31 protein-coding genes are annotated in these 24,270 nt (G+C 64.8%); 17 read left to right on the forward strand and 14 right to left on the reverse strand.

Annotated features, from left to right (window positions below; all coding sequences use genetic code 11):
* Positions 1-2 precede the first annotated feature (2 nt).
* From DW2_RS20050 to DW2_RS05560, 8 genes are all read left to right on the forward strand, one after another.
* Positions 3-179, forward strand: a complete 177-nt coding sequence (locus DW2_RS20050) for a hypothetical protein (protein ID WP_038144322.1) — start codon at positions 3-5, stop codon at positions 177-179.
* The gene (locus DW2_RS05530; protein WP_038144324.1) at positions 176-1,132 is read left to right on the forward strand and encodes a calcium/sodium antiporter; all 957 of its coding nucleotides are present in this window, start codon (positions 176-178) and stop codon (positions 1,130-1,132) included. The genes DW2_RS20050 and DW2_RS05530 overlap by 4 nt, the downstream gene beginning before the upstream one ends.
* Entirely contained in the window at positions 1,129-1,905 is a 777-nt protein-coding gene (locus DW2_RS05535; protein WP_038144325.1) for an SDR family oxidoreductase, read from the forward strand. Before DW2_RS05530 ends, DW2_RS05535 begins: the two co-directional genes overlap by 4 nt.
* A gap of 326 nt (positions 1,906-2,231) precedes the next feature.
* Positions 2,232-4,112, forward strand: a complete 1,881-nt coding sequence (uvrC, locus tag DW2_RS05540) for an excinuclease ABC subunit UvrC (protein WP_051855514.1) — start codon at positions 2,232-2,234, stop codon at positions 4,110-4,112.
* A gap of 31 nt (positions 4,113-4,143) precedes the next feature.
* Positions 4,144-5,205 (forward strand): lysine-2,3-aminomutase-like protein, encoded by a 1,062-nt coding sequence (locus tag DW2_RS05545; RefSeq protein ID WP_038144327.1) that lies wholly within the window; start codon positions 4,144-4,146, stop codon positions 5,203-5,205.
* 45 nt (positions 5,206-5,250) lie between these two features.
* Positions 5,251-5,880, forward strand: a complete 630-nt coding sequence (pgsA, locus tag DW2_RS05550; RefSeq protein WP_038144328.1) for a CDP-diacylglycerol--glycerol-3-phosphate 3-phosphatidyltransferase — start codon at positions 5,251-5,253, stop codon at positions 5,878-5,880.
* Positions 5,873-6,121 carry a molybdopterin converting factor subunit 1 gene (gene moaD, locus DW2_RS05555; RefSeq protein ID WP_038144329.1) on the forward strand — a complete coding sequence of 83 codons (249 nt, stop codon included), beginning with the start codon at positions 5,873-5,875 and terminating at the stop codon, positions 6,119-6,121. The genes pgsA and moaD overlap by 8 nt, the downstream gene beginning before the upstream one ends.
* Position 6,122: 1 nt before the next feature.
* Positions 6,123-6,563, forward strand: coding sequence for a molybdenum cofactor biosynthesis protein MoaE (locus DW2_RS05560; protein WP_038144331.1), 441 nt, complete (start codon positions 6,123-6,125; stop codon positions 6,561-6,563).
* Positions 6,564-6,566: 3 nt separating this feature from the next.
* Here the strand turns inward: DW2_RS05560 and DW2_RS05565 are convergent, their stop codons facing one another.
* Entirely contained in the window at positions 6,567-7,385 is an 819-nt protein-coding gene (locus DW2_RS05565; protein WP_038144333.1) for a sulfotransferase family protein, read from the reverse strand.
* A gap of 149 nt (positions 7,386-7,534) precedes the next feature.
* On the opposite strand from DW2_RS05565, the gene DW2_RS05570 reads away from it, so the two are divergent.
* Together DW2_RS05570 and DW2_RS05575 are read left to right on the forward strand one after the other, a co-directional pair.
* On the forward strand, positions 7,535-9,109 hold the full coding sequence (locus DW2_RS05570; protein WP_038144335.1) for a DUF5928 domain-containing protein: 1,575 nt from the start codon (positions 7,535-7,537) through the stop codon (positions 9,107-9,109).
* 10 nt (positions 9,110-9,119) lie between these two features.
* The gene (locus tag DW2_RS05575; RefSeq protein WP_038144336.1) at positions 9,120-9,500 is read left to right on the forward strand and encodes an HIT domain-containing protein; all 381 of its coding nucleotides are present in this window, start codon (positions 9,120-9,122) and stop codon (positions 9,498-9,500) included.
* Positions 9,501-9,537: 37 nt separating this feature from the next.
* Here DW2_RS05575 and DW2_RS05580 read toward each other — a convergent pair whose 3' ends face one another.
* Both DW2_RS05580 and nth read right to left on the reverse strand, forming a co-directional pair.
* Entirely contained in the window at positions 9,538-10,575 is a 1,038-nt protein-coding gene (locus tag DW2_RS05580) for an adenosine kinase (RefSeq protein WP_051855481.1), read from the reverse strand.
* Positions 10,521-11,165, reverse strand: a complete 645-nt coding sequence (nth, locus tag DW2_RS05585) for an endonuclease III (protein WP_038144338.1) — start codon at positions 11,163-11,165, stop codon at positions 10,521-10,523. The genes DW2_RS05580 and nth overlap by 55 nt, the downstream gene beginning before the upstream one ends.
* A gap of 114 nt (positions 11,166-11,279) precedes the next feature.
* On the opposite strand from nth, the gene DW2_RS05590 reads away from it, so the two are divergent.
* The 3 genes from DW2_RS05590 (at position 11,280) to DW2_RS05600 (ending at position 13,827) form a co-directional block, all read left to right on the forward strand.
* The gene (locus DW2_RS05590; protein WP_038144339.1) at positions 11,280-12,137 is read left to right on the forward strand and encodes a methylated-DNA--[protein]-cysteine S-methyltransferase; all 858 of its coding nucleotides are present in this window, start codon (positions 11,280-11,282) and stop codon (positions 12,135-12,137) included.
* Positions 12,138-12,282: 145 nt separating this feature from the next.
* The gene (locus tag DW2_RS05595; protein WP_038144340.1) at positions 12,283-12,963 is read left to right on the forward strand and encodes a YiaD family glycine zipper/OmpA-like lipoprotein; all 681 of its coding nucleotides are present in this window, start codon (positions 12,283-12,285) and stop codon (positions 12,961-12,963) included.
* Between the two features lie 96 nt (positions 12,964-13,059).
* Positions 13,060-13,827: a FadR/GntR family transcriptional regulator gene (locus DW2_RS05600; protein WP_038144341.1), complete on the forward strand. Its 768-nt coding sequence runs from the start codon at positions 13,060-13,062 to the stop codon at positions 13,825-13,827.
* A gap of 72 nt (positions 13,828-13,899) precedes the next feature.
* Here the strand turns inward: DW2_RS05600 and DW2_RS05605 are convergent, their stop codons facing one another.
* From DW2_RS05605 to DW2_RS05625, 5 genes are all read right to left on the reverse strand, one after another.
* Positions 13,900-14,454: a F0F1 ATP synthase subunit B gene (locus DW2_RS05605; protein ID WP_038144548.1), complete on the reverse strand. Its 555-nt coding sequence runs from the start codon at positions 14,452-14,454 to the stop codon at positions 13,900-13,902.
* A gap of 4 nt (positions 14,455-14,458) precedes the next feature.
* Positions 14,459-15,022, reverse strand: coding sequence for a F0F1 ATP synthase subunit B' (locus DW2_RS05610; RefSeq protein ID WP_038144342.1), 564 nt, complete (start codon positions 15,020-15,022; stop codon positions 14,459-14,461).
* Between the two features lie 92 nt (positions 15,023-15,114).
* Entirely contained in the window at positions 15,115-15,351 is a 237-nt protein-coding gene (locus DW2_RS05615; protein ID WP_038144344.1) for a F0F1 ATP synthase subunit C, read from the reverse strand.
* Positions 15,352-15,417: 66 nt separating this feature from the next.
* Positions 15,418-16,173: a F0F1 ATP synthase subunit A gene (locus DW2_RS05620; RefSeq protein WP_038144347.1), complete on the reverse strand. Its 756-nt coding sequence runs from the start codon at positions 16,171-16,173 to the stop codon at positions 15,418-15,420.
* A 13-nt stretch (positions 16,174-16,186) separates the two neighbouring features.
* The gene (locus DW2_RS05625; protein WP_038144348.1) at positions 16,187-16,537 is read right to left on the reverse strand and encodes an AtpZ/AtpI family protein; all 351 of its coding nucleotides are present in this window, start codon (positions 16,535-16,537) and stop codon (positions 16,187-16,189) included.
* A 215-nt stretch (positions 16,538-16,752) separates the two neighbouring features.
* Between DW2_RS05625 and DW2_RS05630 the strand changes: the two genes are divergently transcribed.
* Positions 16,753-17,115, forward strand: coding sequence for an ArsR/SmtB family transcription factor (locus tag DW2_RS05630; RefSeq protein WP_038144349.1), 363 nt, complete (start codon positions 16,753-16,755; stop codon positions 17,113-17,115).
* Here DW2_RS05630 and DW2_RS05635 read toward each other — a convergent pair.
* Both DW2_RS05635 and DW2_RS05640 read right to left on the reverse strand, forming a co-directional pair.
* The gene (locus tag DW2_RS05635) at positions 17,112-17,864 is read right to left on the reverse strand and encodes an SDR family NAD(P)-dependent oxidoreductase (protein WP_038144550.1); all 753 of its coding nucleotides are present in this window, start codon (positions 17,862-17,864) and stop codon (positions 17,112-17,114) included. The two genes, DW2_RS05630 and DW2_RS05635, sit on opposite strands and share 4 nt — an antisense overlap.
* A gap of 125 nt (positions 17,865-17,989) precedes the next feature.
* Positions 17,990-18,748, reverse strand: a complete 759-nt coding sequence (locus DW2_RS05640) for a DUF1013 domain-containing protein (protein WP_038144351.1) — start codon at positions 18,746-18,748, stop codon at positions 17,990-17,992.
* A 132-nt stretch (positions 18,749-18,880) separates the two neighbouring features.
* Here DW2_RS05640 and DW2_RS05645 point away from each other — a divergent pair, with 132 nt between their 5' ends.
* Complete coding sequence (locus DW2_RS05645; RefSeq protein WP_038144353.1) at positions 18,881-19,519, forward strand: ribonuclease T2 family protein; 639 nt, start codon at positions 18,881-18,883, stop codon at positions 19,517-19,519.
* Here DW2_RS05645 and DW2_RS05650 read toward each other — a convergent pair whose 3' ends face one another.
* The 3 genes from DW2_RS05650 to DW2_RS05660 all read right to left on the reverse strand — a co-directional run bounded on the left by DW2_RS05650 (position 19,520) and on the right by DW2_RS05660 (position 21,709).
* Entirely contained in the window at positions 19,520-19,981 is a 462-nt protein-coding gene (locus DW2_RS05650; protein WP_051855493.1) for a SpoIIAA family protein, read from the reverse strand.
* A 67-nt stretch (positions 19,982-20,048) separates the two neighbouring features.
* Positions 20,049-21,041: an NAD(P)H-quinone oxidoreductase gene (locus DW2_RS05655; protein ID WP_038144354.1), complete on the reverse strand. Its 993-nt coding sequence runs from the start codon at positions 21,039-21,041 to the stop codon at positions 20,049-20,051.
* Positions 21,041-21,709, reverse strand: a complete 669-nt coding sequence (locus tag DW2_RS05660; RefSeq protein ID WP_038144356.1) for a COQ9 family protein — start codon at positions 21,707-21,709, stop codon at positions 21,041-21,043. The genes DW2_RS05655 and DW2_RS05660 overlap by 1 nt, the downstream gene beginning before the upstream one ends.
* Positions 21,710-21,813: 104 nt before the next feature.
* Here DW2_RS05660 and rpsU point away from each other — a divergent pair, with 104 nt between their 5' ends.
* Together rpsU and DW2_RS05670 are read left to right on the forward strand one after the other, a co-directional pair.
* Positions 21,814-22,020, forward strand: coding sequence for a 30S ribosomal protein S21 (rpsU, locus tag DW2_RS05665; RefSeq protein ID WP_010398727.1), 207 nt, complete (start codon positions 21,814-21,816; stop codon positions 22,018-22,020).
* 194 nt (positions 22,021-22,214) lie between these two features.
* Positions 22,215-23,663 carry a TrkH family potassium uptake protein gene (locus tag DW2_RS05670; RefSeq protein WP_038144358.1) on the forward strand — a complete coding sequence of 483 codons (1,449 nt, stop codon included), beginning with the start codon at positions 22,215-22,217 and terminating at the stop codon, positions 23,661-23,663.
* Here DW2_RS05670 and DW2_RS05675 read toward each other — a convergent pair whose 3' ends face one another.
* Entirely contained in the window at positions 23,664-24,128 is a 465-nt protein-coding gene (locus DW2_RS05675; protein WP_038144359.1) for an Lrp/AsnC family transcriptional regulator, read from the reverse strand.
* Between the last annotated feature and the right edge of the window lie 142 nt (positions 24,129-24,270).

A 24,270-nucleotide genomic window follows, 5' to 3' on the forward strand; every position in this document is an offset into this window, starting at 1 on the left:
CGATGCTGATCAAGGGCATGACCCTCTTCCTCGTCGCCATGGCGGTTCTCGCCATGTTCGGCAAGCTGCGCATGCCCGGCATCAAGCCGCCCCGGCGGGTGACCCGGCGCTGCGCGCGCTGCGGCCGCCCGAAAATCGGACGCGGGCCCTGCCCCTGCGAAGGGAAGGGCCGCGGATGATCTGGGATTTCGGCGAGATCGCTGTCGGGCTCGTGCTGCTCGTCGTGGCGGGCGACATGCTGGTGAAGGGTGCCGTCGCGCTCTCGCTGCGGCTCGGCATCCCGGCCCTGATCGTCGGCTTGACGGTCGTCGCCTTCGGCACCTCGGCGCCCGAGCTGATGGTTTCGGTCGCCGCCGTCCTGGACCATGCGCCCTCGATCGCGCTCGGCAATGTCGTGGGCTCGAATATCGCCAATATCCTGGTCGTGCTCGGCCTGCCCGCGGTGATCTCCGCGATCCGCACAGACGAACACGACACGCGCGAGAGCTTCGTGCTGATGATGGGGGCCACGATCTTCTTCGTCCTCGTCGCGTTCATGGGGCCGATCCGCTGGCCGCAAGCGCTGCTGCTGCTCGGCGCCCTGGCGGTGATCCTGTTCCGCCAGGTGCGCGAGGCCCTGACCCATCGCGCCAATCGCGATCCCGATGAAGAGGTCGCCGACACCGATCCGGAGATGCCGCTGTGGCGCCTCCTTCTCTATATCGGCGCCGGTCTTGTCGGCCTGCCGCTCGGCGCCGACCTGCTGGTCGAGGGCGCGACCGCGATCGCCCGGACGATGGGCGTCTCCGACACGGTGATCGGGCTGACACTGGTCGCGCTCGGCACCTCGCTGCCCGAGCTTGCGACCTCCATCACGGCCGCGATGCGAGGGCGCGCGGATGTCGCACTCGGCAATGTCGTCGGCTCGAACATCTTCAACCTGCTCTGCATCATCGGGGTGGCCGGCCTCTTCGGCCCGCTTCCCGTCCCCGAGCAGATGTTGCATTTCGACCTGTGGGTGATGCTCGCCGCCTCGATCCTGCTCGGCCCGTTCATCTTCGGCAATCGGCAGATCGGGCGGGGGGTCGGTATAGCTTTCACCCTCGCCTACATCGCCTATATCATCGCTCTGCTATTTGGAGGACGGGTATGAAACGGGCATTGGTCACCGGCGGCGCGAAACGTCTGGGACGCGCGATGGCGCTCTATCTCGCCGGACGCGGAGTCGATGTGGCGATCCATTACCATGGCTCGGCCGAGGCCGCCGAGGCCACCGCCGCCGAAGCGCGCGCCAAGGGGGTGCGGGCCGAAATCGTTCAGGCGGACCTGCTCGACGAGGACGCGACGGCTGAGCTGGTTCCGCAGGCGGCGCTGGCGCTCGGAGGGCCGCTCGACCTGCTCATCAACAATGCCTCGATCTTCGAGCATGACACGATCTTCAACGCCACCCGCGAAAGCTGGGACCGGCATATCGGGTCGAACCTGCGCGCGCCCTTCGTGCTCACCCAGCATTTCGCCGCGCAGGCGCCGGCAGCGGACCGGTCCGGCCCCGAACCCCATGCCCATGCGCTCGTGATCAACATGGTCGATCAGCGGGTCCGCAAGCTCACCCCCGAATTCATGACCTACACGATCGCCAAGATGGGGCTCTGGGCCTTCACCCAGACCGGGGCGCAGGCGCTCGCGCCCGATATCCGGGTCAATGCGATCGGGCCGGGGCCGACCCTTCAGGGGGCGCGCCAGACCGAAGATCACTTCGCCCGGCAGCGGGCCGCGACGATCCTCGGACGCGGCGCCGACCCCGAAAGCATCTGCGCGGCTCTGGGCTATTTCATGGACGCCCCGGCCGTGACCGGGCAGCTTTTGTGTGTGGATGGCGGGCAGCATCTGGGCTGGAGAACGCCTGATGTGCTTGGCCCCGAATAGGCGCCCCACACCGCCAGAAGCGCCAAGTTGTGCACTGCGGAACGGTCCTTAATACTTCTGTTACAAAAGTTTTAATCGTTTCAATGACTTGCCGAGCGCTCGAAAATTTTCACTTCAAAAACAATACCTTGCAAATACGCCTAAAAATTAGGCACTCGGATCACTAGCCTTTAGATTAAGGCCTTTCGCCTACCTTCCTCAGTTTTCCCAACAGAGTTATCCCCAGAATTCGTGGACATGTTTTTCCTTGAAACCTGCGGAATTAGGTTGCAGCCAGAACGGAGAATCAAGACGAGCCCATGACCGATCACGAGGACAGCTTCGAGATGGCCCAGCCGCCGGCCGCGACCCGCCCAGCCCATGGGCTGACGGGGCATGCGCTGATCGCGGATTATCTCAAGCGGCTCGATGGCTCGCCCGGCGTCTACCGGATGCTGAACGCGAAGGGCGAGGTGCTCTATGTGGGCAAGGCGCGCAACCTGAAAGCGCGGGTGTCGAACTATGCGCGGCCCTCGGGCCATTCGGCGCGGATCGCGCGGATGATCCACGAAACCGCCTCGATGATGTTTCTCACGACGCGGACCGAGACCGAGGCGCTGCTGCTCGAACAGAACCTGATCAAGCAGCTCAAACCGCGCTACAACGTGATTGCGCGCGACGACAAGAGCTTCCCCAATATCCTGATCGCGACGGGGCACCCCTATCCGAAGATCAAGAAGCATCGCGGCGCGCGCAAGGAGAAGGGCCACTATTTCGGCCCCTTCGCCAGCGCGAGCGCGGTGAACCGCACGCTCAACCATCTCGAGCGCGTCTTCCTGCTGCGCAATTGCTCGGACGCGATGTTCGACAGCCGCACCCGACCCTGCCTGCAATACCAGATCAAGCGCTGTTCGGGGCCCTGTGTCGGCAAAATCTCGGAGGCCGGCTATGCCGAGCTGGTCGAGGATGCGAAGCGCTTCCTCGAGGGCAAATCGACCACGATCCAGCGCGAACTGGCCGAGGAGATGCAGAAGGCCTCGGACGAGATGGAGTTCGAACGCGCCGCTGCCCTCCGCGACCGGATCAAGGCGCTGACCAATGTCCAGCAGAGCCAGGGGATCAATCCGCGCACCGTGGCCGAGGCGGATGTGATCGCGCTCCATCAGGAGGGCGGGCAGGCCTGTGTGCAGGTCTTCTTCATCCGCGCCAACCAGAGCTGGGGCAATCACGATTTCTACCCGCGCACCGGCTCGGGGGCCGAGGCGCCCGAGATCCTGCAGGCCTTCATCGCGCAGTTCTACACCCACCGCCCGCCGCCGCGCCTGCTGCTGTTGTCGGTCCCGGTGGAGGATGAGGACCTGCTGGCCGAACTCCTGACCGAGCGCGCCGAGCGCAAGGTCGAGATCGCCGTGCCCAAACGCGGCGAGAAGGCCGAGCTGGTCGAGAACGCGCTCCGCAACGCGCGCGAAAGCCTCGGCCGCAAGATGTCGGAAAGCGCGGCGCAGGCGAAGCTGCTCGCAGGTGTCGCGGAGGCGTTCGGGCTCGCCGCCCCGCCAGAGCGCATCGAGGTCTATGACAACTCCCATATCCAGGGTGCGCATGCGGTGGGCGGCATGATCGTCGCCGGCCCCGAAGGCTTCATCAAGAGCCAGTATCGCAAGTTCAACATCCGCAATGCCGAACTGACGCCGGGCGACGATTTCGGGATGATGAAGGAGGTGCTGACGCGCCGCTTCGCCCGACTGCTGAAAGAAGACCCGGATCGCCAGACTGACGCCTGGCCCGATCTGCTGCTGATCGACGGGGGCGCGGGGCAGGTCTCGGCGGTGCATGAGATCATGGGCGAGATGGGCGTGACCGATATCCCGATGGTCGGCGTCGCCAAGGGCATCGACCGCGATCACGGCAAGGAGGAATTCCACCGGGTAGGCCAGCGTCCCTTCGCGCTGCCGCGCCAGAGCCCGGTGCTCTATTACATCCAGCGCCTGCGCGACGAGGCGCATCGCTGGGCGATCGGCACGCACCGGGCGAAACGCGCGAAAGCCCAGATGGCCAACCCGCTCGACGAGATCCCCGGCATCGGGGCCACGCGCAAGCGGGCATTGCTGCAGCATTTCGGCTCGGCCAAGGCGGTCAGCCGCGCGGCGCCGGTGGACCTCATGGAGGTGGACGGGATTTCGGAGGCAATGGCCGAGACGATCCACAATTTCTTCAACGAGAAATCTTGACCCAAGCCCCCGCGAGGTCTAGCGCCGCCCCATGAGCGATCACGCACCCCGCCCGCGCGCCCTGACGGGCCTCGACGCGCTCGAGGCCGAGGGGCTGACCGATCCCGTCGAACGCGCCGAGCTCGCGCGCGTCGCGGAGGAATTCCGCATCCGCGTGACCTCCGAGATGCGCGGCGCGATCGCCGATCCTATGGACCCGGTCGGGGCGCAATTCGTGCCCTCCGTGGCGGAGCTGACCACCCGTCCCGAGGAGCTGGAAGATCCGATCGGAGACGAGGCGCATTCCCCCGCGCCGGGGCTTACCCATCGCTATCCCGACCGGGTGATCCTGCACGTCACCAAGACCTGCGATGTCTATTGCCGGTTCTGCTTCCGGCGCGAGACGGTGGGCGAGACCGGCCCCCTGCCCGAGGATCAGCTCGTGCAGGCGCTCGATTACATCGCGGCGACGCCGGCCATTCGTGAAGTGATCCTGACCGGGGGCGATCCGCTGACGCTGTCCACCCGGCGTCTGGGCGCGGTGCTGGAGCGGCTCTCGGGCATCGACCATCTCGATCAGATCCGTCTTCATACCCGCGTCCCCGTCGTGGCGCCCGAGCGGATTACCGAGGCGCTCTGCGCAGCCCTCCGCGCGACGCGCCCGGCTCTGTGGATCGTGCTGCATACCAACCATGTGCAGGAACTGACCGGGGCCGCGCGCGCCGCCATCGCGCGGCTCGTCGATCACGGCGTGCCGCTGCTCTCGCAGACGGTGTTGCTGCGCGCGATCAACGACGACCCCGATCGGTTGGAGGCGCTCTTGCGTGCGCTTACCGCGCTGCGCGTCAAACCCTATTACCTGCATCATTGCGATCTCGCGCGCGGCACCTCGCATTTCCGCACGACCCTCGCGGAGGGGCGCGCGATCATGGCCGAGCTTCGTCGGCGTTGCTCGGGCACGATGCTGCCCTCCTACGTTCTCGATCTGCCCGGCGGGTTCGGCAAGGTGCCGATCACTGCCGATCATGTCGCGCCCGGCGCGACCCCGGGGCAGTGGCGGATCACCGACCGGCTCGGACGGGTGCATGATTATCTCGATCCCGAGAGAGGTTAACGCGCCCTCTTCCGCTTTGCGCCTACCATCGCTAGGTTGCGCATCATGAGATGGACCATCCCCAATATCCTGACCGTACTCAGGCTCCTGGCTGCCCCCGGCGTGGCGGTCATGTTTCTTTATTTCCACCGCCCCTGGGCGGACTGGTTCGCGCTGGCGCTTTTCATCGGCGCCGCGGTGACGGACTGGTTCGATGGCTATCTCGCCCGCGCCTGGAAACAGGAGAGCAAGTTCGGCGCGATGCTCGACCCGATCGCCGACAAGGCGATGGTGGTGATCGCGCTGGTCGTGCTGACGGGATACTCGGGCATGAACCCCTGGCTGATCCTGCCCGCGACAGTCATCCTGTTCCGCGAGGTCTTCGTCTCGGGGCTGCGCGAATTTCTCGGCGCCGATGCGGGGCGGCTGCGGGTCACGAAGCTCGCCAAGTGGAAGACGACCGCGCAGATGGTCGCGATCGCGGTCCTGTTTCTCGGGACCGGGCTTGCCTATATTCAGCAGGGCCGCGCGCCGCGTGCGGGCGAGGGCGACATCCCGATGGGCCTGAGCACCGCCGATATCGCGACCCATGTCGGGATCGCGCTGATCTGGATCGCGGCGCTGCTGACGGCGATCACGGGGTGGGACTATTTCCGCAAGGCGCTCCCCTATCTGAAGGATGGCAAGGATGGTTGAGGTTCTGTATTTCGCCTGGGTCCGCGAACGGATCGGCCTGCCGCGCGAAAAGGTCGAGACATCCGCTGCCACGGTGGCCGAGCTGGTCGAAGAACTGAAGGCGCGCGAGCCGCGCTACGAGGCTGCTTTCGCCGATCTCTCCGCGCTGCGCGTGGCGCTCGATCAGGACCTGGCGGAATTCGACGCGCCGATCGAAGGCGTGCGCGAGGTGGCCTTCTTCCCGCCGATGACGGGTGGCTGAGATGAAGATCGCGGTTCAGGCCGACCCGTTCGATCTGGGCGTGGAGCTTGCCGGTTTCGGCGCCGGTCGCGCGGATGTGGGCGCGGTGGTCAGCTTCACCGGGATCGTGCGCGACGACACGGGCGCGATGGACGCCCTCGAGCTCGAGCATTACCCCGGCATGACCGAACGGGCGATCGCGAAGATCGTCGAGCAGGCGGTCGAGCGCTGGAGCCTCGCGGATGTGATCGTGATCCACCGGCATGGCCGGCTCGGCATCGGCGAGCAGATCATGATGGTCGCGACCGCCGCGCGCCACCGCGCCGCAGCCTTCGAGGCGGCCGAATTCCTGATGGACTACCTCAAGTCCCGCGCCCCCTTCTGGAAGAAGGAACACGGGCCGGAGGGCACGTCCTGGGTGGCCGCGAAGGATGCGGACGAGGACGCCCTCAAGCGTTGGTAAGGCTCAGTCGCCGAGCTTCGCGTGAACCTCGTCGAGGTCGATCTCTCCGACTGGCATCTTGTTGTCGGGATCGTCGAAATCGTATCGGAAAAGCTGGAAATCCTTCTTGTAGATTTCCCAGATCAGGTGGCGCGACAGGTCATCGAAATACGCGCTCACCTCATGCGCCCGCTTCGGCCCGTGCCCTTCGGACTCGTTGAACCGCGGCACCTGCGCGAGATCCACCTTCACCGGCGTCTCGATCGCGTCGAGCACCGTCTGCATCCCCTCGTTGAACTTCTCGGTGAAGAAGATGCTGTCGTAGCGCCCGCCATTCACGATGAAGGTCGAGATATGCCCCGACATGGCCGACCAGTGGATGTCCGGCTCCATCGGGCGGCGCCAGCGGATCGTGTCGCGCGCGAAAAGCAGGAAGCGGCGGAACGAGGCGATCTGGTCGAACTCGAACCCGTTCTCGGGGGAGCCGACCTCGATCCCGTATTTCTGCGCCAGCTGAGGCACGAGGTTGCCGCGATAGCGGCGGCCATTGCGCTGGATGCCCGCGATCTTGTCGAAGAAGGAGGAGAGGATGCGTTGATAGGGATTGCGCACGCAGGTGAAGGCATAGCTCTTGTGCGCGGTCACATTCTCCGCGATCGGCGCCTGGCTTTCCTCCTGCGACCACTTGTGCAGCCCGGTCTTGGAATCGTGGATATCCCCGTCGAAGAAGTGCCCGTGATCGGAGAAATACATGATCTGGCCGATCGACGAGCAGGCGCATTTGGGCACCACGCGATAGACCACGCTTTCGCTCTCGGTCATCCAGGTTCCGGGAAATCCCATTGCAGCACCTTCCCACTAAGCGATCGCGCATCACCGATAGCGAAGGCGCAACAAATATGACTTAAAGAGCAAAGAAATCCTGTCTTTTCAACGTCGATTGACGCTAACAATTCAAATAATCACCGCAAGCAGGCAGGCACCGTGTCCGAATGGCGAGAATAGCCTTCATTCTTCTGACCCATAAGGATCCCGAAGGCATCATCGCGCAGGCCGAGCGGCTGACCGCGACCGGCGATTACGTCGCCATCCACTTCGATGCCCGCGCCGGTCAGGCACAGTACCACAAGCTGCGCGAGGCGCTCGACCCCAATCCAAACGTCACCTTCGCGAAGAAGCGGATCAAGTGCGGCTGGGGCGAATGGAGCCTCGTCGCGGCCACGCTCGAAGCCCTGCGCGCCGCCGAGGCGGCCTTCCCGCGCGCCACGCATTTCTACATGCTCTCGGGCGATTGCATGCAGATCAAATCGGCCGAATACGCCCACGCCCTCCTCGACGCGGAGGAAGCCGACTACATCGAGAGCGTCGATTTCCACAATTCGGGCTGGATCAAGACCGGGCTCAAGGAAGACCGACTGATCTACCGCCACTGGTTCAACGAGCGCACCCAGCCGAGGCGGTTCTACGCATCCTACTCCGCACAGAAGAGACTGGGGCTGACGCGGGAAATCCCGTCGGATCTCCAGATGATGATCGGCTCGCAATGGTGGTGCCTGCGCCGGCGCACGATCGAATGGCTTCTCGATTTCATCGAGAACCGGCCCGACGTGATGCGTTTCTTCCGCACCACCTGGATCCCCGACGAGACATTCTTCCAGACGCTCGTGCGCCATGTCGTGCCCGACCGCGAGATCCGTTCGCGCACCCTCACCTTCCTGGTCTTCACCGATTACGGAATGCCCGCGAATTTCTACAACGACCATTACGACTTCCTGCTGTCGCAGGATTACCTCTTCGCGCGCAAGATCAGCCCCGATGCAACCGATCTCAAAGCCCGCCTCGGGGAGCTGTGGACGAGCGGGCGGACGGAGTTCTCGATCTCGAATGAAGGCCGCGCGCTTCACCGGTTCCTGACCGGGCGCGGACGCGTCGGCCGCCGTTTCGCACCGCGCTTCTGGGAGGCGGAATCGACCCTCGGGCGCGAGCGCATGCTGGTTCTCGTATTGTGCAAGAAATGGCATGTCGCGAAGCGGCTCATGGGCGAATTGCGCAAGCGCAGCCACATGCCCGCCTATGACTACCTCTTCAACGAGATGTCCCCCCTGCCCGATCTCGGCGGGATCGAAACGAGCCAGGAAAAGCGCAATCGCCACCGCCGGGCAGTGCTGCGGATGCTCTATGACCAGCACAATGCCGAACGGATGGTGATCTGCGTCGATCCGGCCTCCTTCCCGGTGATCGAGGATTTCGTGTCGGACAAATGCCAGACCCGGATCCTCGAGATCGAATGCAGCTTCTCCGATGCCTATCTGGCGGGGCATGCGCGGCGGGTGGGGCTCGCCGGGGAGGCGACGCCGCAACCGGTCCTCGAGCGTCTCCTGCCGACGATCCGCGCCGATCTGGCCCATGAATCCGAACGCATCCGCGAAGCCGGCTTCGAGAATTACGCCCTCCTGCGCGAAGCGGGAGACCGGGAGGACAATGCCCGCGCGCTGGCCCATGCGCTCGACATCCCTTCGGATATGGCGCAAGAACTGGCGCAGCTCGATTACATTTTCGCCGATTGAGGAGACCGCGATGGCCTATGCCTATGACGATCAGAACATCTTCGCCAAGATCCTGCGCGGCGAGATCCCCAACGACACCGTTCTGGAAACCGAGCACACGCTCGCCTTTCGCGACATCGCCCCCAAAGCGCCCGATCATGTGCTGGTGATCCCGAAAGGGACCTATGTCACGCTCGATCATTTCTGCGCCGAGGCGAGCGATGCGGAAATCGTCGATTTCAACCGTGCCGTCGCGCAGGTCTGCAAGATGATCGGTGCCGAGCCCGGCCATGGCGGCGAGGGGTTCCGCGCGATCTCGAATGCGGGCGAGAACGGCGTGCAGGAAGTGCCGCATTTCCACATGCACATCCTCGCCGGCCGTCCGCTGGGCCCGATGCTCCTGATGCGCTGAAGCGGGTGGCGCGCCCGGAACCGGGCGCGCGCAAGCCTCAGATGAGCCCGTGATTGGCGAAGAGCGCCTTCACGTCGACCTCGGGGCGCGCGCCGTAATGCGCGATCACTTCCGCGGCCGCGACACAGCCCATCCGGCCCGCCGTCTCGAGGCTCTGCCCCGTCGCGTAGCCATAGAGGAAGCCCGCCGCGAACTGGTCCCCGGCTCCCGTCGCATCGACCGGAACGACGCGCTTGACGGGCACGCTGACGCGTTCCTCACCACGGATCAGGATCACGTCATCGCCCGAACGGGTGCACACGACGAGCTCGCAATCCTCGGCAGCCTGTTTCAGCGCGGCGTCGAGATCGGTCTGGTAGAGCGACTCCCACTCGTGCTGGTTGCCGATCACGTAATCCATCTGGTCGCGCACGAGCCGACGGAAATCGGCGCGGTGACGGTCGACGCAGAACGGATCGCTGAGCGCGATGCCCGCCTTGCCGCCGCCCCGGTGACACCCCTGCGCGGCTTTCAGGAACGCGGCCTTGCCGTGATCCTTGTCGAAGAGATAGCCCTCGAGGAACAGGATCTGGGTGTTCTCGACCACGTCGAGGCTGACATCCTCGGTCGAGACCTCCGCCGAGATCCCCAGATAGGTGTTCATCGAGCGCTCGCCATCGGGCGTCACGAAGATCATCGAGCGCGACGTCGGCAGCTCGCCCTGCTTCACCGGAGGGTTCGGGAAATCGGTGCCCTCACCATGCAGTGCCGCCTCGTAGAAGCGCCCGAGCACATCGTCGCGCACCCGCCCGATGAAGGCGGTGGTGAGACCGAGATTGCCGCAGCCCGCGACGGTATTGCCCACCGAGCCGCCCGGCGCCTGCGTGCGCTCCTTCATCGCGCCATACAGCGTCTCGCCACGTTCGCGCTCGATCAGCTGCATGATGCCCTTCTCGATCCCCATGTGATCGAGAAAGCTCTCGTCGCATTGCGCGATCACGTCGACCACGGCATTGCCGATGCCCACGACCTGGTATTGCTTCACAGGGTCTTCTCCTCGAACTGGCACAGATCCGCGATCGGACAGGCTTTGCATTTGGGTTTGCGCGCCACGCAGATATACCGCCCGTGCAGGATCAGCCAGTGATGGGCATGGCGCTGGTATTCGACGGGGACGTTATCCTCGATGGCGCGCTCGACCGCGTCGACATCCTTGCCCGGACAGATCCCGGTGCGGTTGCCGACCCGGAAGATATGCGTATCGACAGCCTGCGCGGGGTGGCCGAACCACATGTTGAGAACGACATTCGCGGTCTTGCGCCCCACCCCGGGTAGGCTCTGGAGCGCCGCACGGGAACTGGGCACCTCGCCCCCGTATGTCTCGACGAGGATCTGGCTGAGCTTGATGACGTTCTTCGCCTTCTGCCGGAACAGCCCGATCGTCTTGATATGCTCGGTCAGCCCCTCGAGGCCGAGTTCGAGCATCTTCTCGGGCGTGTCCGCCACCTTGAAGAGGGCGCGCGTGGCCTTGTTCACCCCCGCATCGGTCGCCTGCGCCGAAAGCGCCACGGCCACCACAAGCGTGAAGGCGTTGACATGTTCGAGCTCCCCCTTGGGATGGGGCTCGGCGGCTTCGAACCGCGCGAAGACCTCTTTCATGGTGGCGTAATCGAACTGCTTGGCCATGCCTCCTAATGCCTTCGGCGGCCCGGAAGGGCAAGTCTTCGCGACAATACGCAGCTTTCGGGTCGCGCGCGGCACGGCGCGCGCCTAGGATCGAGTTCAGAGAAAGGCCCGACCATGACCGCGATGACCGCTCCCGAGACCGCTTATCACTACAAGCTCATCGCCCGCGCGCTCGACGAGATCGACGCCGCGCAGGCGGCTGGCATGCCGCTCTCTCTCGAGGCGCTCGCCGCCCGGCTCTCGATGAGCCCCGCACATTTCCAGCGCCTCTTCTCCGCCTGGGTCGGCGTGTCGCCCAAACGCTACCAGCAATATCTTACCCTCGATTTCGTGCGCGCTCTGCTGGCGCGGCGGATGCCGCTCGACGAGGTGGCGCATCAGGCCGGCCTCTCGGGCACCGGACGGCTGCACGATCTGGTTTTGCGGTGGGAGGCGATGACCCCCGGGGCTTTCGCGCGCGCGGGCGACGGGCTGACGATCCGCTGGGGGCGGTTCGAGACCCCCTTCGGCCCGGCGATCGCGATGGGCACGGAACAGGGGCTCTGCGGGCTCGCCTTCAGCGCCGAGATGGGCGCGCAGGAGGCGTTCGACGATCTCGCCCGACGCTGGCCGGCCGCTGCCTTCCACGAAGATCCCGAACCGCTGCGCGCATGGGTCGAGGCGGCCTTCGCCCGCCATGGCGAAGCCCGGCTGACGCTTATCGGGGCGCCGTTCCAGATCAAGGTCTGGGAGGCCCTGCTTTCGATCCCCTCGGGCCAGGTGACCACCTATTCCGACATCGCCGAGGCGATCGGCCACCCCAAGGCGGTGCGCGCGGTCGGCACCGCGGTCGGGCGCAACCCGATCTCCTTCCTCATTCCCTGCCACCGGGCCTTGCGCAAATCCGGCGGGCTCGGCGGGTATCACTGGGGACTGGGTGTTAAGCGCGCCATGCTCGGATGGGAAGCCGCGCGCGCCGAGGCCGAAGGCTGACATTTCCCCCGCGCGATCGCGGCGAGAGGGCAATGCGCGGAAACCCGCCCGGCACGAAATCTCGATGGAACAATCCGGCCGGATACGCGTATCTTTGCGTCAAGCTTCGAAACGAGAAGCTAAGAGAGAGAGCAGAGAGACCGATATGACTACCGTCCTCAAAACCAAGACCATTCTTCTGGGTGCCGCCGCTGCCATGGCGCTCGCAGCCTGTGTGCCGGGTGGCTATACCGGCGCGAACAATCCCGATCAGAGCCCCAACGCGAACCGCAATTCGGGCGCGATCACCGGCGCGCTGATCGGCGGCGCGATCGGCGCGACCCGCAAGGGCGACGAGAAACTGACGAAAGCCGCCGCGGGCGCGATCGTCGGCGGGCTCGTCGGTGGCGCAATCGGCGCCCAGCTCGACCGCCAGGCGCAGGAACTGCGCCGCGACCTGACCACCAATGGCGTCAGCGTCGTGCGCTCGGGCAACCAGCTCATCGTGACGATGCCGCAAGACGTGCTCTTCGCGACCGACAGCGCCTCGGTGCGCCCCGACCTGCAGCGCGACCTCTACACGCTCGCGGGCAGCCTCAACCGCTACCCCGACACCACCGTCGAGGTCATCGGCCATACCGACAACACCGGAACGGCCGCCTACAACCTGCAACTGTCGCAGCGTCGCGCCCAGGCGGTGTCGAACATCCTCGTCGATGCCGGCGTGCCGGGCTACCGCGTGGTGCCGATCGGTCGGGGCGAGAGCCAACCGATCGCGAGCAACCTCACGCCGGAAGGGCGCCAAGCGAACCGCCGGGTCGAATTCGTCATTCGCCCGAACCGTTAAGCGGGTTTCAAGTGTTTCGAAAGGCCGGGGAAACCCGGCCTTTTTTGTTGCCTGCCCCCCTATCTGGTCATACATCTTTACCACATGGAGGGGGCAATGCCGTTTCAAAAAATTGAATCCGAAAAACTCGCGAACGCTGTCGTGCGCCAGATCGAGGAGCTCATCTTGCAGGGCATCCTGCGGCCGGGTGAGCGCCTGCCCTCCGAGCGCGAGCTGTCCGAACGCCTCGGCGTTTCGCGGCCGAGTCTGCGCGAAGCGGTGGCCGAGCTGCAGAATTCGGGGCTTCTCACGACGCGGGCCGGTGCTGGGATCTTCGTGGCCGACGTGCTCGATTCCGCATTCTCGCCCGCGCTGATCCGCCTTTTCGCGAGTAACGAGCAGGCGCTCTTCGACTATATCTCCTTCCGGCGCGACATGGAGGGGCTCGCGGCCGAGCGCGCGGCCCAATACGGTTCCGAGACCGATCTCAAGGTCATCCAGACGCTTTTCGACCAGATGGAAGCTGCCCATTCCAAGCGCAACCCGGCCGAGGAGGCGCATCTCGACGCGCAGTTTCACATGGCGATCATCGAGGCCAGCCACAACGTCATCATGATCCACATGATGCGGGCGATGTTCGACCTGCTGGCAGAAGGCGTCTTCTACAACCGCTCGATCATGTTCCGCAATCGCGCCACCCGCGGGCAGCTTCTCGAACAGCACCGGGCGATCAATGTCGCCATCCAGCGCCGTGATGCGGCGGCTGCGCGCAAGGCCGTGGCCGCGCATATGGATTTCGTCGAGGAAGAGATGGCGGCGATGCGCCGGGCCGAGCGCAACGAGGCGACGGCGCGGCTTCGGCTCGAGCACAAGGTGGCAAAGTAATTTTCCCGAAACCGAACGAAAAACCCCGGCCACGCGGACCGGGGTTTCGTATCTTGTCGTGATCCGGGGGGATCAGTTGAGCCGTTGCTCGACCTCGCCGAGCGAGGAGTCGATCATCGCGGCACGATCCTGCGCGGAGAGCTGCTTGCTCAGGACGTCGCCCGCGGCGGCCACGGCAACCGTCACCGCGCGGTCCTTGACCTCCTTGAGCGCCTGCGCCTCGGCCGAAGCGATCTGCTCGTCGGCAGCCTTGAGCCGGCGTTCGATCGAGACCTTCAGATCGTCCTTGGCCTTTTCAGCGGCAGCCTCGGCGTCGCGCTTGGCGGCGGCGACGATCTGGTCGGCCTGGCCCTGCACTTCGCGTGCCTGACGCTCGTAGCTGGCAAGGATCGACTGGGCTTCGTCGCGCAGCTTGCGCGCCTCCTCGAGGTCCGAGCGGATGTTGTCCGCGCGCTTGTCGAGCATCTTGCCCAGCATGCCGGGAACCTTCGCCCACAGGACGATCCCGACGAAGAGCAGGAAGGCCAGCGTCACGATGAAGTTCGTGTTCCACAGCGAGAAGAACGGCCCCGAGGCCGCGAAAGCGGGCTGCGCGGCAAGCACGAGGAGAAGTGAGAGTTTCTTCATCATCTTACCCTTTCAGCCGCGCATCCACCGCCGCGCCGACGGCCGAGGCATCCGCCTTGCCCCCGAGCGCCGCAACGATCTCGCCGGCGGTGTCCTTGGCGACCTGATCGACCGCCGCCAGAGCGCCGTCGCGGATCTCCGCGATGCGTTTTTCCGATTCCGCCGAGCGTGCCGCGATCTCGGCATCCGCCTTGGCGATGGCTGCGTCGAGGTCCTTCTGGATCTCGGCACGGGTTTCGCCGGCGATTTTCTGCGCCTGGGCGCGGGCGTCGGCCAGCGCCTTTTCATAGGCCGCTTCGGCTTCTTCGGCCTTGCGCTTGAAGTCCTCGGCCGCAGCGATGTCACCCGCGATCGTACCCTGACGATCGGCGAGCACCGCCTCGATCCGCGGCAGCGCGATGCGCGAGAGCAGCCAGTAGATCACGACCAGAGCGACCAGAAGCCAGAAGATCTGGTTCGGATAGCTCGTGAAATCGAGTTGCGGCATGCCACCCTTATGGGCCGCCTGAGCAGCGCCATGGGCCGCGTCAGCGACTGCGTGCGCCGTATTTTGCGTTTCGCTTGCCATGTCGTCCCTCGACCCTGATACACAGATCCCCTTGCGGGTCACGGGATGGGCCCCGAATGGGCCCACCCGCCCTCAAGGAAAAGCGTGCTGGATCAGACGGCGAACATCAGCAGCAGCGCGACGAGGAACGAGAAGATCCCGAGCGCTTCTGCGAAAGCGATGCCGATGAAGAGGGTCGCGGTCTGGCCAGCGGCAGCCGACGGGTTGCGCAGAGCGCCCGACAGGAAGTTACCGGCGACGTTACCCACACCGATGGCCGAGCCACCCATGCCCATGCAGGCCAGGCCAGCACCGATGTAAGCACCCATTTGAACGATATTGCCTTCCATGTTCATCACTCCTTGAGGTTGGAATTGGCAGATAGAGAGTTAAGCGGTTCGTATCCCCGTCCCCGGTCAGTGGGCCGGATGCAGCGCGTCACGCAGGTACACGCAGGTGAGGATCGTGAAGACATAGGCCTGGATGAAGGCCACCAGAACTTCGAGGCCGTACATCGCGGCGATCGCGATGATCGAGAGCGGGGTCACCGCGATCCCGACGCCCGAGAGCAGGATGAGCGGCGCGAAAGCAGCAAACACCTTCATCACGGCGTGCCCGGCCATCATGTTGCCGGCAAGACGAATGGAGTGGCTGACGGGGCGCACGAAGTAGGAAATGATCTCGATAATCGCGAGGACCGGGCGCAGCGCGAGCGGCGCCGAGGACACCCAGAACAGGCTCAGGAAACCGGCACCGTTCTTCACGAAGCCGACGACGGTCACCGTCACGAAGACGAGCATCGCGAGCGTCGCGGTCACCGCGACATGCGAGGTGGTGGTGAACGAACGCGGCAGCAGGCCGAGGAAGTTCGAGAAGACGATGAACAGGAACAGGGTGAAGATGTAGGGGAAGAACTTCAGCGCGTCCTTGCCGGCGACGTCTTCGACCATCTTGTGGATGAAGCCGTAGGCCAGCTCGGCGATCGACTGGGCGCGGCTCGGAACGACGGCGCGGCCACGGGTCCCGATCACCAGCATGAAGAAGATCGCGGCGATCGCCACGGCCATCCACAGCGTCACGTTGGTCGGCGTGTACCAATGAACCGGTCCGTCACCAAAGAGCGGCTTCACGATGAACTGGTCCATCGGGTGGAAGACCAGCTCGGTGCGCATTTCCTGTTCCAGATTAGCCACGTTCGTTATCCTCTTCATCGGCCATCGAGGCCGCACGCTCCTCATTCATCTCCCGGGCCGAGCGAAGCATCACCTTCACTCCGGCCGCGAGGCCCAACAGCGTGAACAGCACCATCAGCCACGGCTGCGTGCCCAGAAGCACATCGAGCCCGTATCCGACGCCGAAGCCGATCCCCAGCCCCGAAACCATCTCGATCACCATCCGCCAGGCCATGTTGGCCTGCGACAGGTGATGATCGGCACGCTGCGCGGGAGGCTCGTGCTCCTTTCGCACCTCGGACAGCCGTTTTTCCAGCGCGGCGAGGCGCTCGGGATCGGGCTCGTCGGAGCGGCGTTCAGGCATTTCTCGGCCCCCACTCAGGTCAGGAGCGTGATAGCCGCGCCCATCCTCCGAGTCAATTCCGCAAACGCCTGGATTGCCTCGCCTCAAGCCATTGAAAACAAAGTAAATCGTGAATTTTCGATTTCGTGCGGCGTGCCCTGCCTCACGCAAATGCGAGCTTGAGCATATTCAACCGATCGGTTGACGTTTTCCCGGCAAGGCCGCATCACTGCATCATGTTGCCGTCGCCGACACCCTCTCTCGATGCGATCTTCGCCGCCCTCGCCGATCCGACCCGGCGGGCGATCCTGACGATGTTGCTCGAGGATGACATGGCGGTGACCGACGTGGCGGACCCCTTCGAGATGTCGCTCGCCGCGATCTCGAAGCATCTCGGGATCCTCGCCGATGCCGGCCTCATCAGCCAGGAAAAGCGCGGCCGGGTGAAGTGGTGCAAGCTCGAACCGGCCGCGATGGCGGCGGCGACCGTCTGGATCCAGGGCTTCGGTCAGTTCGAGCCGGTCGATCTCGACGCGTTCGAGCGGTTCCTGGAGACCGAGCTGGTCGCCGAAGCGGAGCGGTCCGGGGACAGCGCCTAGATCGACCCCGCTTCCACCATGTAATTGTTCGCCGTGCACATGGCCGCGTCGTCAGAGGCGAGGAACAGCACCATCCGCGCGACATATTCGGGCTGGATCAGATCGGGCAGACACTGCCGCTCGCGCTGTTTCTCAAGGGCCTCGGGCGTGGCCCAGAGAGTTTTCTGACGATCGGTCATGATCCATCCGGGAACGACCGTGTTGACGCGGATCCGGTGCCCGCCCAGCTCGCGCGCCATCGTCCGGGTCAGCCCGTGGACCGCGCCCTTCGCGGTCGCGTAGGCCGGAAAGCCGGCCCCCGCTTCCCACCACGAATTCGAGCCCATATTGATGATCGAGCCCGCCCCTTTCGCAATCATGTCCGGCGCGACCGTCTGGATCGCGAAGAACATGTGGCGCAGGTTCGTGTGCATGCGATCGTCCCAATACTCGGCATCGACCTCGCGCCAGTCATGGCGATCGTCGCGCGCGGCATTGTTCACAAGCACATCCGCCGGGCCGATCCGCTCGCGCAGCTCCGCAAGTGCCGCCTTCAGCGCCGCGATGTCGCGCAGGTCGCACAGCGCATAATCGACACCTTCGAGCCGCGCCGCGAGAGCCGCGCTCGCCTCCGCGTCGCGGTCGAGGAACCCTACCTTCGCCCCCTGCTCCGCGAAGCCTTCGACGATCAGCGCCCCGATCCCCGAGGCGCCGCCCGTGACGATGACGCTTTTTCCCTTCAGGCTGGGATAGCTCGCGAATTCCGGCATGAGGTCCTCCTTCATCTCGGCGCGCACCATCGCGCCGGGCCGGGATCATGTCCAGCCCCGGACGGGCGCGGGGAACGAAAAAGCCGCCCCGAGGGAGCGGCTTGATCCGATCGTGATCGCGACGATCACTTGTCGTCTTCGTCTTCGTCCTCGTCATCGGGCAGGTTGAAGAAGCTGTCCGCATCGGAATAGTCCTTGTCGGTTTCCTCTTCTTCCTTCTCGTCCCGGAGATCCGAGGTCGAGAAATTCTCGAGACCGGCGATCGCCGAGGGCAGGCGCGGCTCGTCGGGCATCCCGAGTGACTGCTCGGTCGAGACCAGCTTGCGACGCTCGTCATCGCTCATCACGCCCTCGGCGGCGGCCTTCTTCGCGGCCTTCTGCACTTCGGCATCAAGCTCCGACTGGCGGCACAGGCCAAGCGCGACCGGATCGATCGGCGTCATGTTCTGGATGTTCCAGTGGGTCCGCTCGCGGATCGACTGGATCGTCGGCTTGGTGGTGCCGACGAGACGCGCGATCTGCGCATCGGCCAGCTCGGGGTGGAACTTCACCAGCCACAGGATCGCGTTCGGACGGTCCTGACGCTTCGAGAGCGGCGTGTAGCGCGGCCCACGGCGCTTGTCCTCGCCCAGAGCGGCCTTGTTGAATTTCAGCTTCAGCTTGTGGAGCGGGTCCTTCTCGGCCTTCTCGATCTCGGAAGGGTCGAGCTGGTTCGACGCGACCGGGTCGAAACCCTTCACGCCCGCAGCCACGTCACCATCGGCAATGCCCTGAACCTCAAGCTCGTGCATGCCGCAGAAATCCGCGATCTGCTTGAAGCTAAGCGTCGTATTGTCCACCAGCCACACGGCAGTGGCCTTTGCCATCAGGGGCTTGTTCGTCATTGCAGCCATCCTTTACAAATCTCTCCCGGGCCGAGAAATCGGCTGCGGCGCGGGAATTCCCTGCCGCGGTCCATTTCTGGAAGGGGAATTGCCGGTTCATATAGTCGTTCGAAGGCCCGGAGAAAAGAGAAAATGAGACTCCTCACACTCGCCGCCGCTTTTATCCTCGGTGCCAGTCTCGCCCATGCGGAGGGCGAACGGGCGGGCGATTTCGACTATTACGTCCTGTCGCTGAGCTGGTCGCCGACCTGGTGCGCGCTGGAAGGTGACGCGCGCAACTCCCCGCAATGCGATCCGCGCAACGACTATGCCTTCGTGCTGCACGGGCTCTGGCCGCAATACGAACGTGGCTGGCCGAGCTATTGCCGCACCGGTGCACGCGATCCCTCGCGCCAGCAAACCGCGGAGATGGAAGACATCATGGGCGCCCCCGGCACCGCGTGGTATCAATGGAAGAAGCACGGGCGCTGCGCGGGCCTTTCGGCCAGCGACTATTTCGAGACCGCGCGCAAGGCCTATGAGAGCATCACCATCCCGCCGGTCTTCCAACGTCTCGACCGCGACGTGAAGCTTCCCGCGAAAATCGTCGAGCAGGCGTTTCTGGAAACCAATCCCGGGCTCGATGCCGACGAGGTCACGATCACCTGCAAATCCGGCCGCATCCAGGAAGTGCGGGTCTGCCTGAGCAGGGATCTGGCGCCGCGCCGCTGCGGCGCCGACGTGATCCGCGACTGCGCCCTGCCCAATGCGCTGATGGACAAGATCCGCTGATCAGCCCATCGGCGGCTGCTTGTCTTCGAGCGTCGGCAGCTTGTGCGTCGCGTCCGTGTCGTGGGAATGATCCTCGCGCGGCTTGCCCGCCTCGCAAATCCACGCCTTCGCCTTGTCGAGCTCGGCGACATGGAACACCGCGAAGGCGCCGGGGATCATCGGCGCGAAGACCTGGACGCCGAGCCGGACCCATTCGATGTCGCTGACCAACGCAAGCGCCGCGAAATCGCCCAGATGCGTCAGGCCGAACCGCGCGTCGTCCCAGGCCGCCTTCGCGCTGAACCCGTCGAACCGATCGCCGATCACGTAGAGCAGCTTGATCTTGCCCTCGGCGGCGATCTTCGCCTCCAGCGCGGGGATCAGATGGTGTTCATAGGCGTCCGCACCGATCTCGCCGACCGCCTCGATCGCCAGGACATCCGCCGGATAGCCGTCGAGAAACTCGAATTTTCCCTTGCTCATTGCGTCCTCCATCGCGTCTGCATTCCCTTCGAGTATGGGGTCCGCGAAGCGCGATGGGAAGGCAGGCTCACGCGTCTGCTACTTCGAGGACGATCTTGCCGATATGCTCGCTGCTCTCCATCCGGGCGTGGGCCTTTGCGGCTTCGGCAAGCGGGAAGGTGCTGTCATGGATCACCCGCAGCTTGCCCGCCTCGACCATCGGCCAGACCTTCTCGCGCAGCTGACGCGCAATCTCGGCCTTCGCCGCGACCGATTGCGGGCGCAGCGTCGAGCCCGTGATCGTGAGCCGTCGCATCATCACCTGCGCGAAATTGATCTCGGCCTTCGGGCTTTCGAGAAAGGCGATGAAGACCAGCCGCCCGTCATCGGCCAGCGCCTTGAGATCGCGCGCGATATAGCTGCCCCCCACCATGTCGAGGATCAGGTTCGCGCCGCCCTCGGCGCGCAGGACATCGACGAAATCACCCGTCTTGTAGTTGATCGCGGTCGCTCCGAGCGCCTCGCAGGCCGCGCATTTCGCCTGGGTGCCGGCCGTCGTGAAGACCCGCGCGCCAAGCGCCTTCGCGATCTGGATCGCGGTGGTGCCGATACCGGACGAGCCGCCATGCACGAGGAAGCGCTCGCCCGCCGTGAGCCCGCCACGCATCACAACGTTCGACCAGACGGTGAAACAGGTTTCGGGCAGGCAGGCCGCCGATTTCAGGTCGAGCCCCGCAGGCACCGGCAAGGCGTGTTCGGCCGGGCAGGTCGCGTATTGCGCATAGCCGCCGCCGGGAAGGAGCGCGCAGACAGCGTCCCCGACCTTCCAGCTCGTCACGCCGGGGCCGAGCGCCGCCACCCGCCCCGAACATTCGAGCCCGGGCAGGTCCGAGGCGCCCGGCGGAGGATTGTAGGCGCCCGCGCGCTGCAGCGCGTCGGGACGGTTCACGCCCGCATAGGCGATCTCGATCAGGACCTCGCCATGGCCGGGCACGGGCACCGCGCGGCTCGCCTCGACGAGAACTTCCGGCGCGCCGGGCTCGCTGATCTCGATGCAGCGCATCTGCTCTGGCAGGCTCATCAGCGGGTCTCCTTTCCGGGCATGTCCTGGGTGCCTCTCGGCGCGCGGATCCCGCTCAGGAGCTTCGGCAGGATCGGCAGTTTCATCGCGGCGCTCTTCACCTTCTCGAACTGCATCACATCGCCGATCCGCCGATCGAGAAACTCCCAGGTTTCGGCGTGATCCTCGCTCTCGTCGCCCATCCAGTAGAGGACGGTCGCGGAATAGACGCCCGAAAGGGTGAGGCGCTTGGAATACCAGTTGTAATCCTCGCTGCGATCGCCGAGCGCGCGCCAGATCTTGTCGCAGGTCTCCCAGATCAGCTTCGACCCGGTCGTGGTGTTCTGAGGCAGGGCGAAGAGCGCGGCCCCGCGCCGCACGAGTTCAGGGTCGGAGGCCTCGAGACGGAATCGCACCGCGAGTGCCACGCGGTCACGGAACTTGAGCTCCGACAGATCTGCCGCCTCGAGCTGGCGCAGCATCTCGGCATCCCCCTCGCGGTGATAGGCGACGGCGAGATCGACCGCGCCGCGCGGGCAGACCACCCGCGCCAGTCCCGGATCGAGCCCGAGATCGGAGACCGCCATCTTGAAGGCGGGCTCGGACCAGCCATCGAAGGGCACATGCGGCTTGATCGCCGCAAGAAGCTCGGATCTCGCGCGTTCCACGTCGATATGGTCGTTTTTCATCGCGTTTCCTCCGATCTGGGCGGTAGACAAGCCGCCATTTGCTGACTATATGGAGCGCTCCTGCAAGCAACTGCAACTCTAACTTAGGAAGGTGGTGACACCACATGCAGGTCAGCGTTCGCGACAATAACGTCGAACAGGCGCTCCGTGCTCTGAAGAAAAAGCTTCAGCGCGAGGGTGTGTTCCGCGAAATGAAGCTCAAGCAGCATTTCGAGAAACCCTCGGTCAAAAAAGCGCGCGAGAAAGCCGAGGCCATCCGCCGTGCCCGTAAACTGGCACGTAAGAAGGCCCAGCGCGAAGGCGCTCTCTGAGCCGCCCGCGCCGATCACCGGCGCCTGAAAATGCTGGCGGGCTTGCCCGCACCGACGACCCCCGTGGCCTGCCTCGGGGGTTTTTGGTATCCAGAGGCGACGATTCTGCACCGATCTTTTCCTTCTTGCCTAAATCGATCCGGCCCCTACCCTAGCGCCACACGATGACTGTCTGGCTGGAACCGCTCTAGACCATGTCCGATTTCCGGCCCGTCCTGCACCTGTTCGGCCTGATCCTCGCGGCGCTCGGCGTCTCGATGGCGGTTCCGACCGCGCTCGACATCCTCGACGGCGCAGCCAACTGGCATTCGTTCCTCGAAGCCGCGATCGAGACGACCCTCACCGGGGTTCTGCTCGCGCTCGCCACGCAGGGGGACCGTTCGGACGGCCTCACGACCCGGCAGGCCTATCTTCTGACCGCCGCGATCTGGCTTCTGCTGCCGCTTTTCGCGGGCCTCCCCTTCATCGACGGCGCTCCCTATGTGAGTCTCACGGATGCCTATTTCGAGGCCGCGTCCGGGATCACCACCACGGGCTATACGGTCTTCGAGCATCTCGACAAGCTGCCGCGCTCGGTGGTGCTCTGGCGCGGGATGCTGAACTGGTTCGGCGGGCTCGGGATCGCTTTCGTCGCGATGATCTTCCTGCCGGTCCTGCGCATCGGCGGGATGCGCTATTTCCAGACCGAAGGTTTCGACACGCTCGGCAAGGTGATGCCGCGCGCCGGCGATATCGCCCGCTCGCTGCTCTGGGTCTACCTGTCGCTGACCGCGGCCTGCGCGCTCAGCTATGGCGCGACAGGGATGAATGCCTTCGATGCGATCTGCTACGCGATGGCGACGATCGCGACGGGCGGGTTCGGCACCCATGACAGCTCCTTCGCGAATTTCTCGCCCAGCGCGCAATATGCCGGCATTCTCTTCATGCTGGCCTCGGCCCTGCCCTTCATCCGCTATGTCCAGCTCGGCAACGGCCAGATGCGACCGTTCTGGAGCGACCCGCAAATCCGCGCCTTCCTGCGCTGGTTCGCGATCGCGCTGAGCGCGCTTCTGGTCTGGCGCTACACCCATGCACCCGACACGCCCGAAGCGACCTTCCGCTCCGCCGCCTTCAATCTCTCCTCGATCATGACGGGAACGGGGTTCGGCACCGCGAATGTCACCGATTGGGGCAGCTTCGGCGTCGTGCTCTCCTATTGGGTCGGGCTTATCGGCGGCTGCACCGGGTCGAGTTCCGGCGCGCTTTCCGTGTTCCGCTGGCAGGCGCTCGGGGCGGTGATCCGTACCGCCGTGCGCCGCCTGCACGCCCCGCACAGGGTGATCCTGCCCCGGCTTGGCGGCAAGCTTCTCGAAGACGACGTGCTCTCCTCGCTGATCCTCTATTTCACCGGCTATATCCTCGCATTGGGAGTGATCTCGGTCGGGATCTCGATGACGGGGGCGGATTTCGTCTCGGCGCTGTTCGCGACCTGGGGGGCGCTCGGCAATATCGGCTACGGCATCGGCCCGATGGTGGCGCGTACCGGCACGATGGCCGATTTCTCCGATGTCGCGACCTGGCTGATGACGCTCGCGATGTTGCTCGGCCGGATCGGCATGCTCGCGATCCTCGTGCTGTTCCTGCCCCGCTTCTGGCGCGGCTGATCAGACCGGCAGCGCCGTCGTCGACTGCACGCATTTGAGCGAGAAGCTCGACTGGATCTGGGCCACACCCGGCAGGTTCGCGAGCTTCGCCCGGTGCAGCCGCGCGAAATCCTCGGTATCCTCGGCGACCACTTTGAGAAGATAATCCGCAGCCCCCGCCATCAGGTGACATTCCAGCACCTCGGGCACCTTCAATACCGCACCCTCGAAGGCATCGAGCACCTCGTCGGCCTGGCTCGCGAGCTTGATCTCGACATAGACCGTGGTGGTGCGCCCGAGCTTGCGCGCATTCAGGAGCGCCACGTAGTCGGCGATGAACCCCTCCTCCTCGAGGCGTTGCACCCGCCGGTGGCAGGCGGAGGGCGAGAGGTTCACGCGTTCGCTCAACTCGGCATTCGAGATTCGTCCCTGCCGCTGAAGCACCATGAGAATGCGCCGATCCGTTGCGTCGAGATTATGATCCATGCAAATTTCTGCCGATTTTTGTGCGTTTCATCGAAGATACCGGCGCAAGCCTCCTCGGACAATCGCGAAAAATCAAAGCACTTGTTCGGCTTCGGCCGCAATATGGGACCCAGGACATTCCAGTCATATTGGAGGAGGAAAC

Source organism: Thioclava atlantica (assembly GCF_000737065.1).
Lineage (GTDB): Bacteria > Pseudomonadota > Alphaproteobacteria > Rhodobacterales > Rhodobacteraceae > Thioclava > Thioclava atlantica.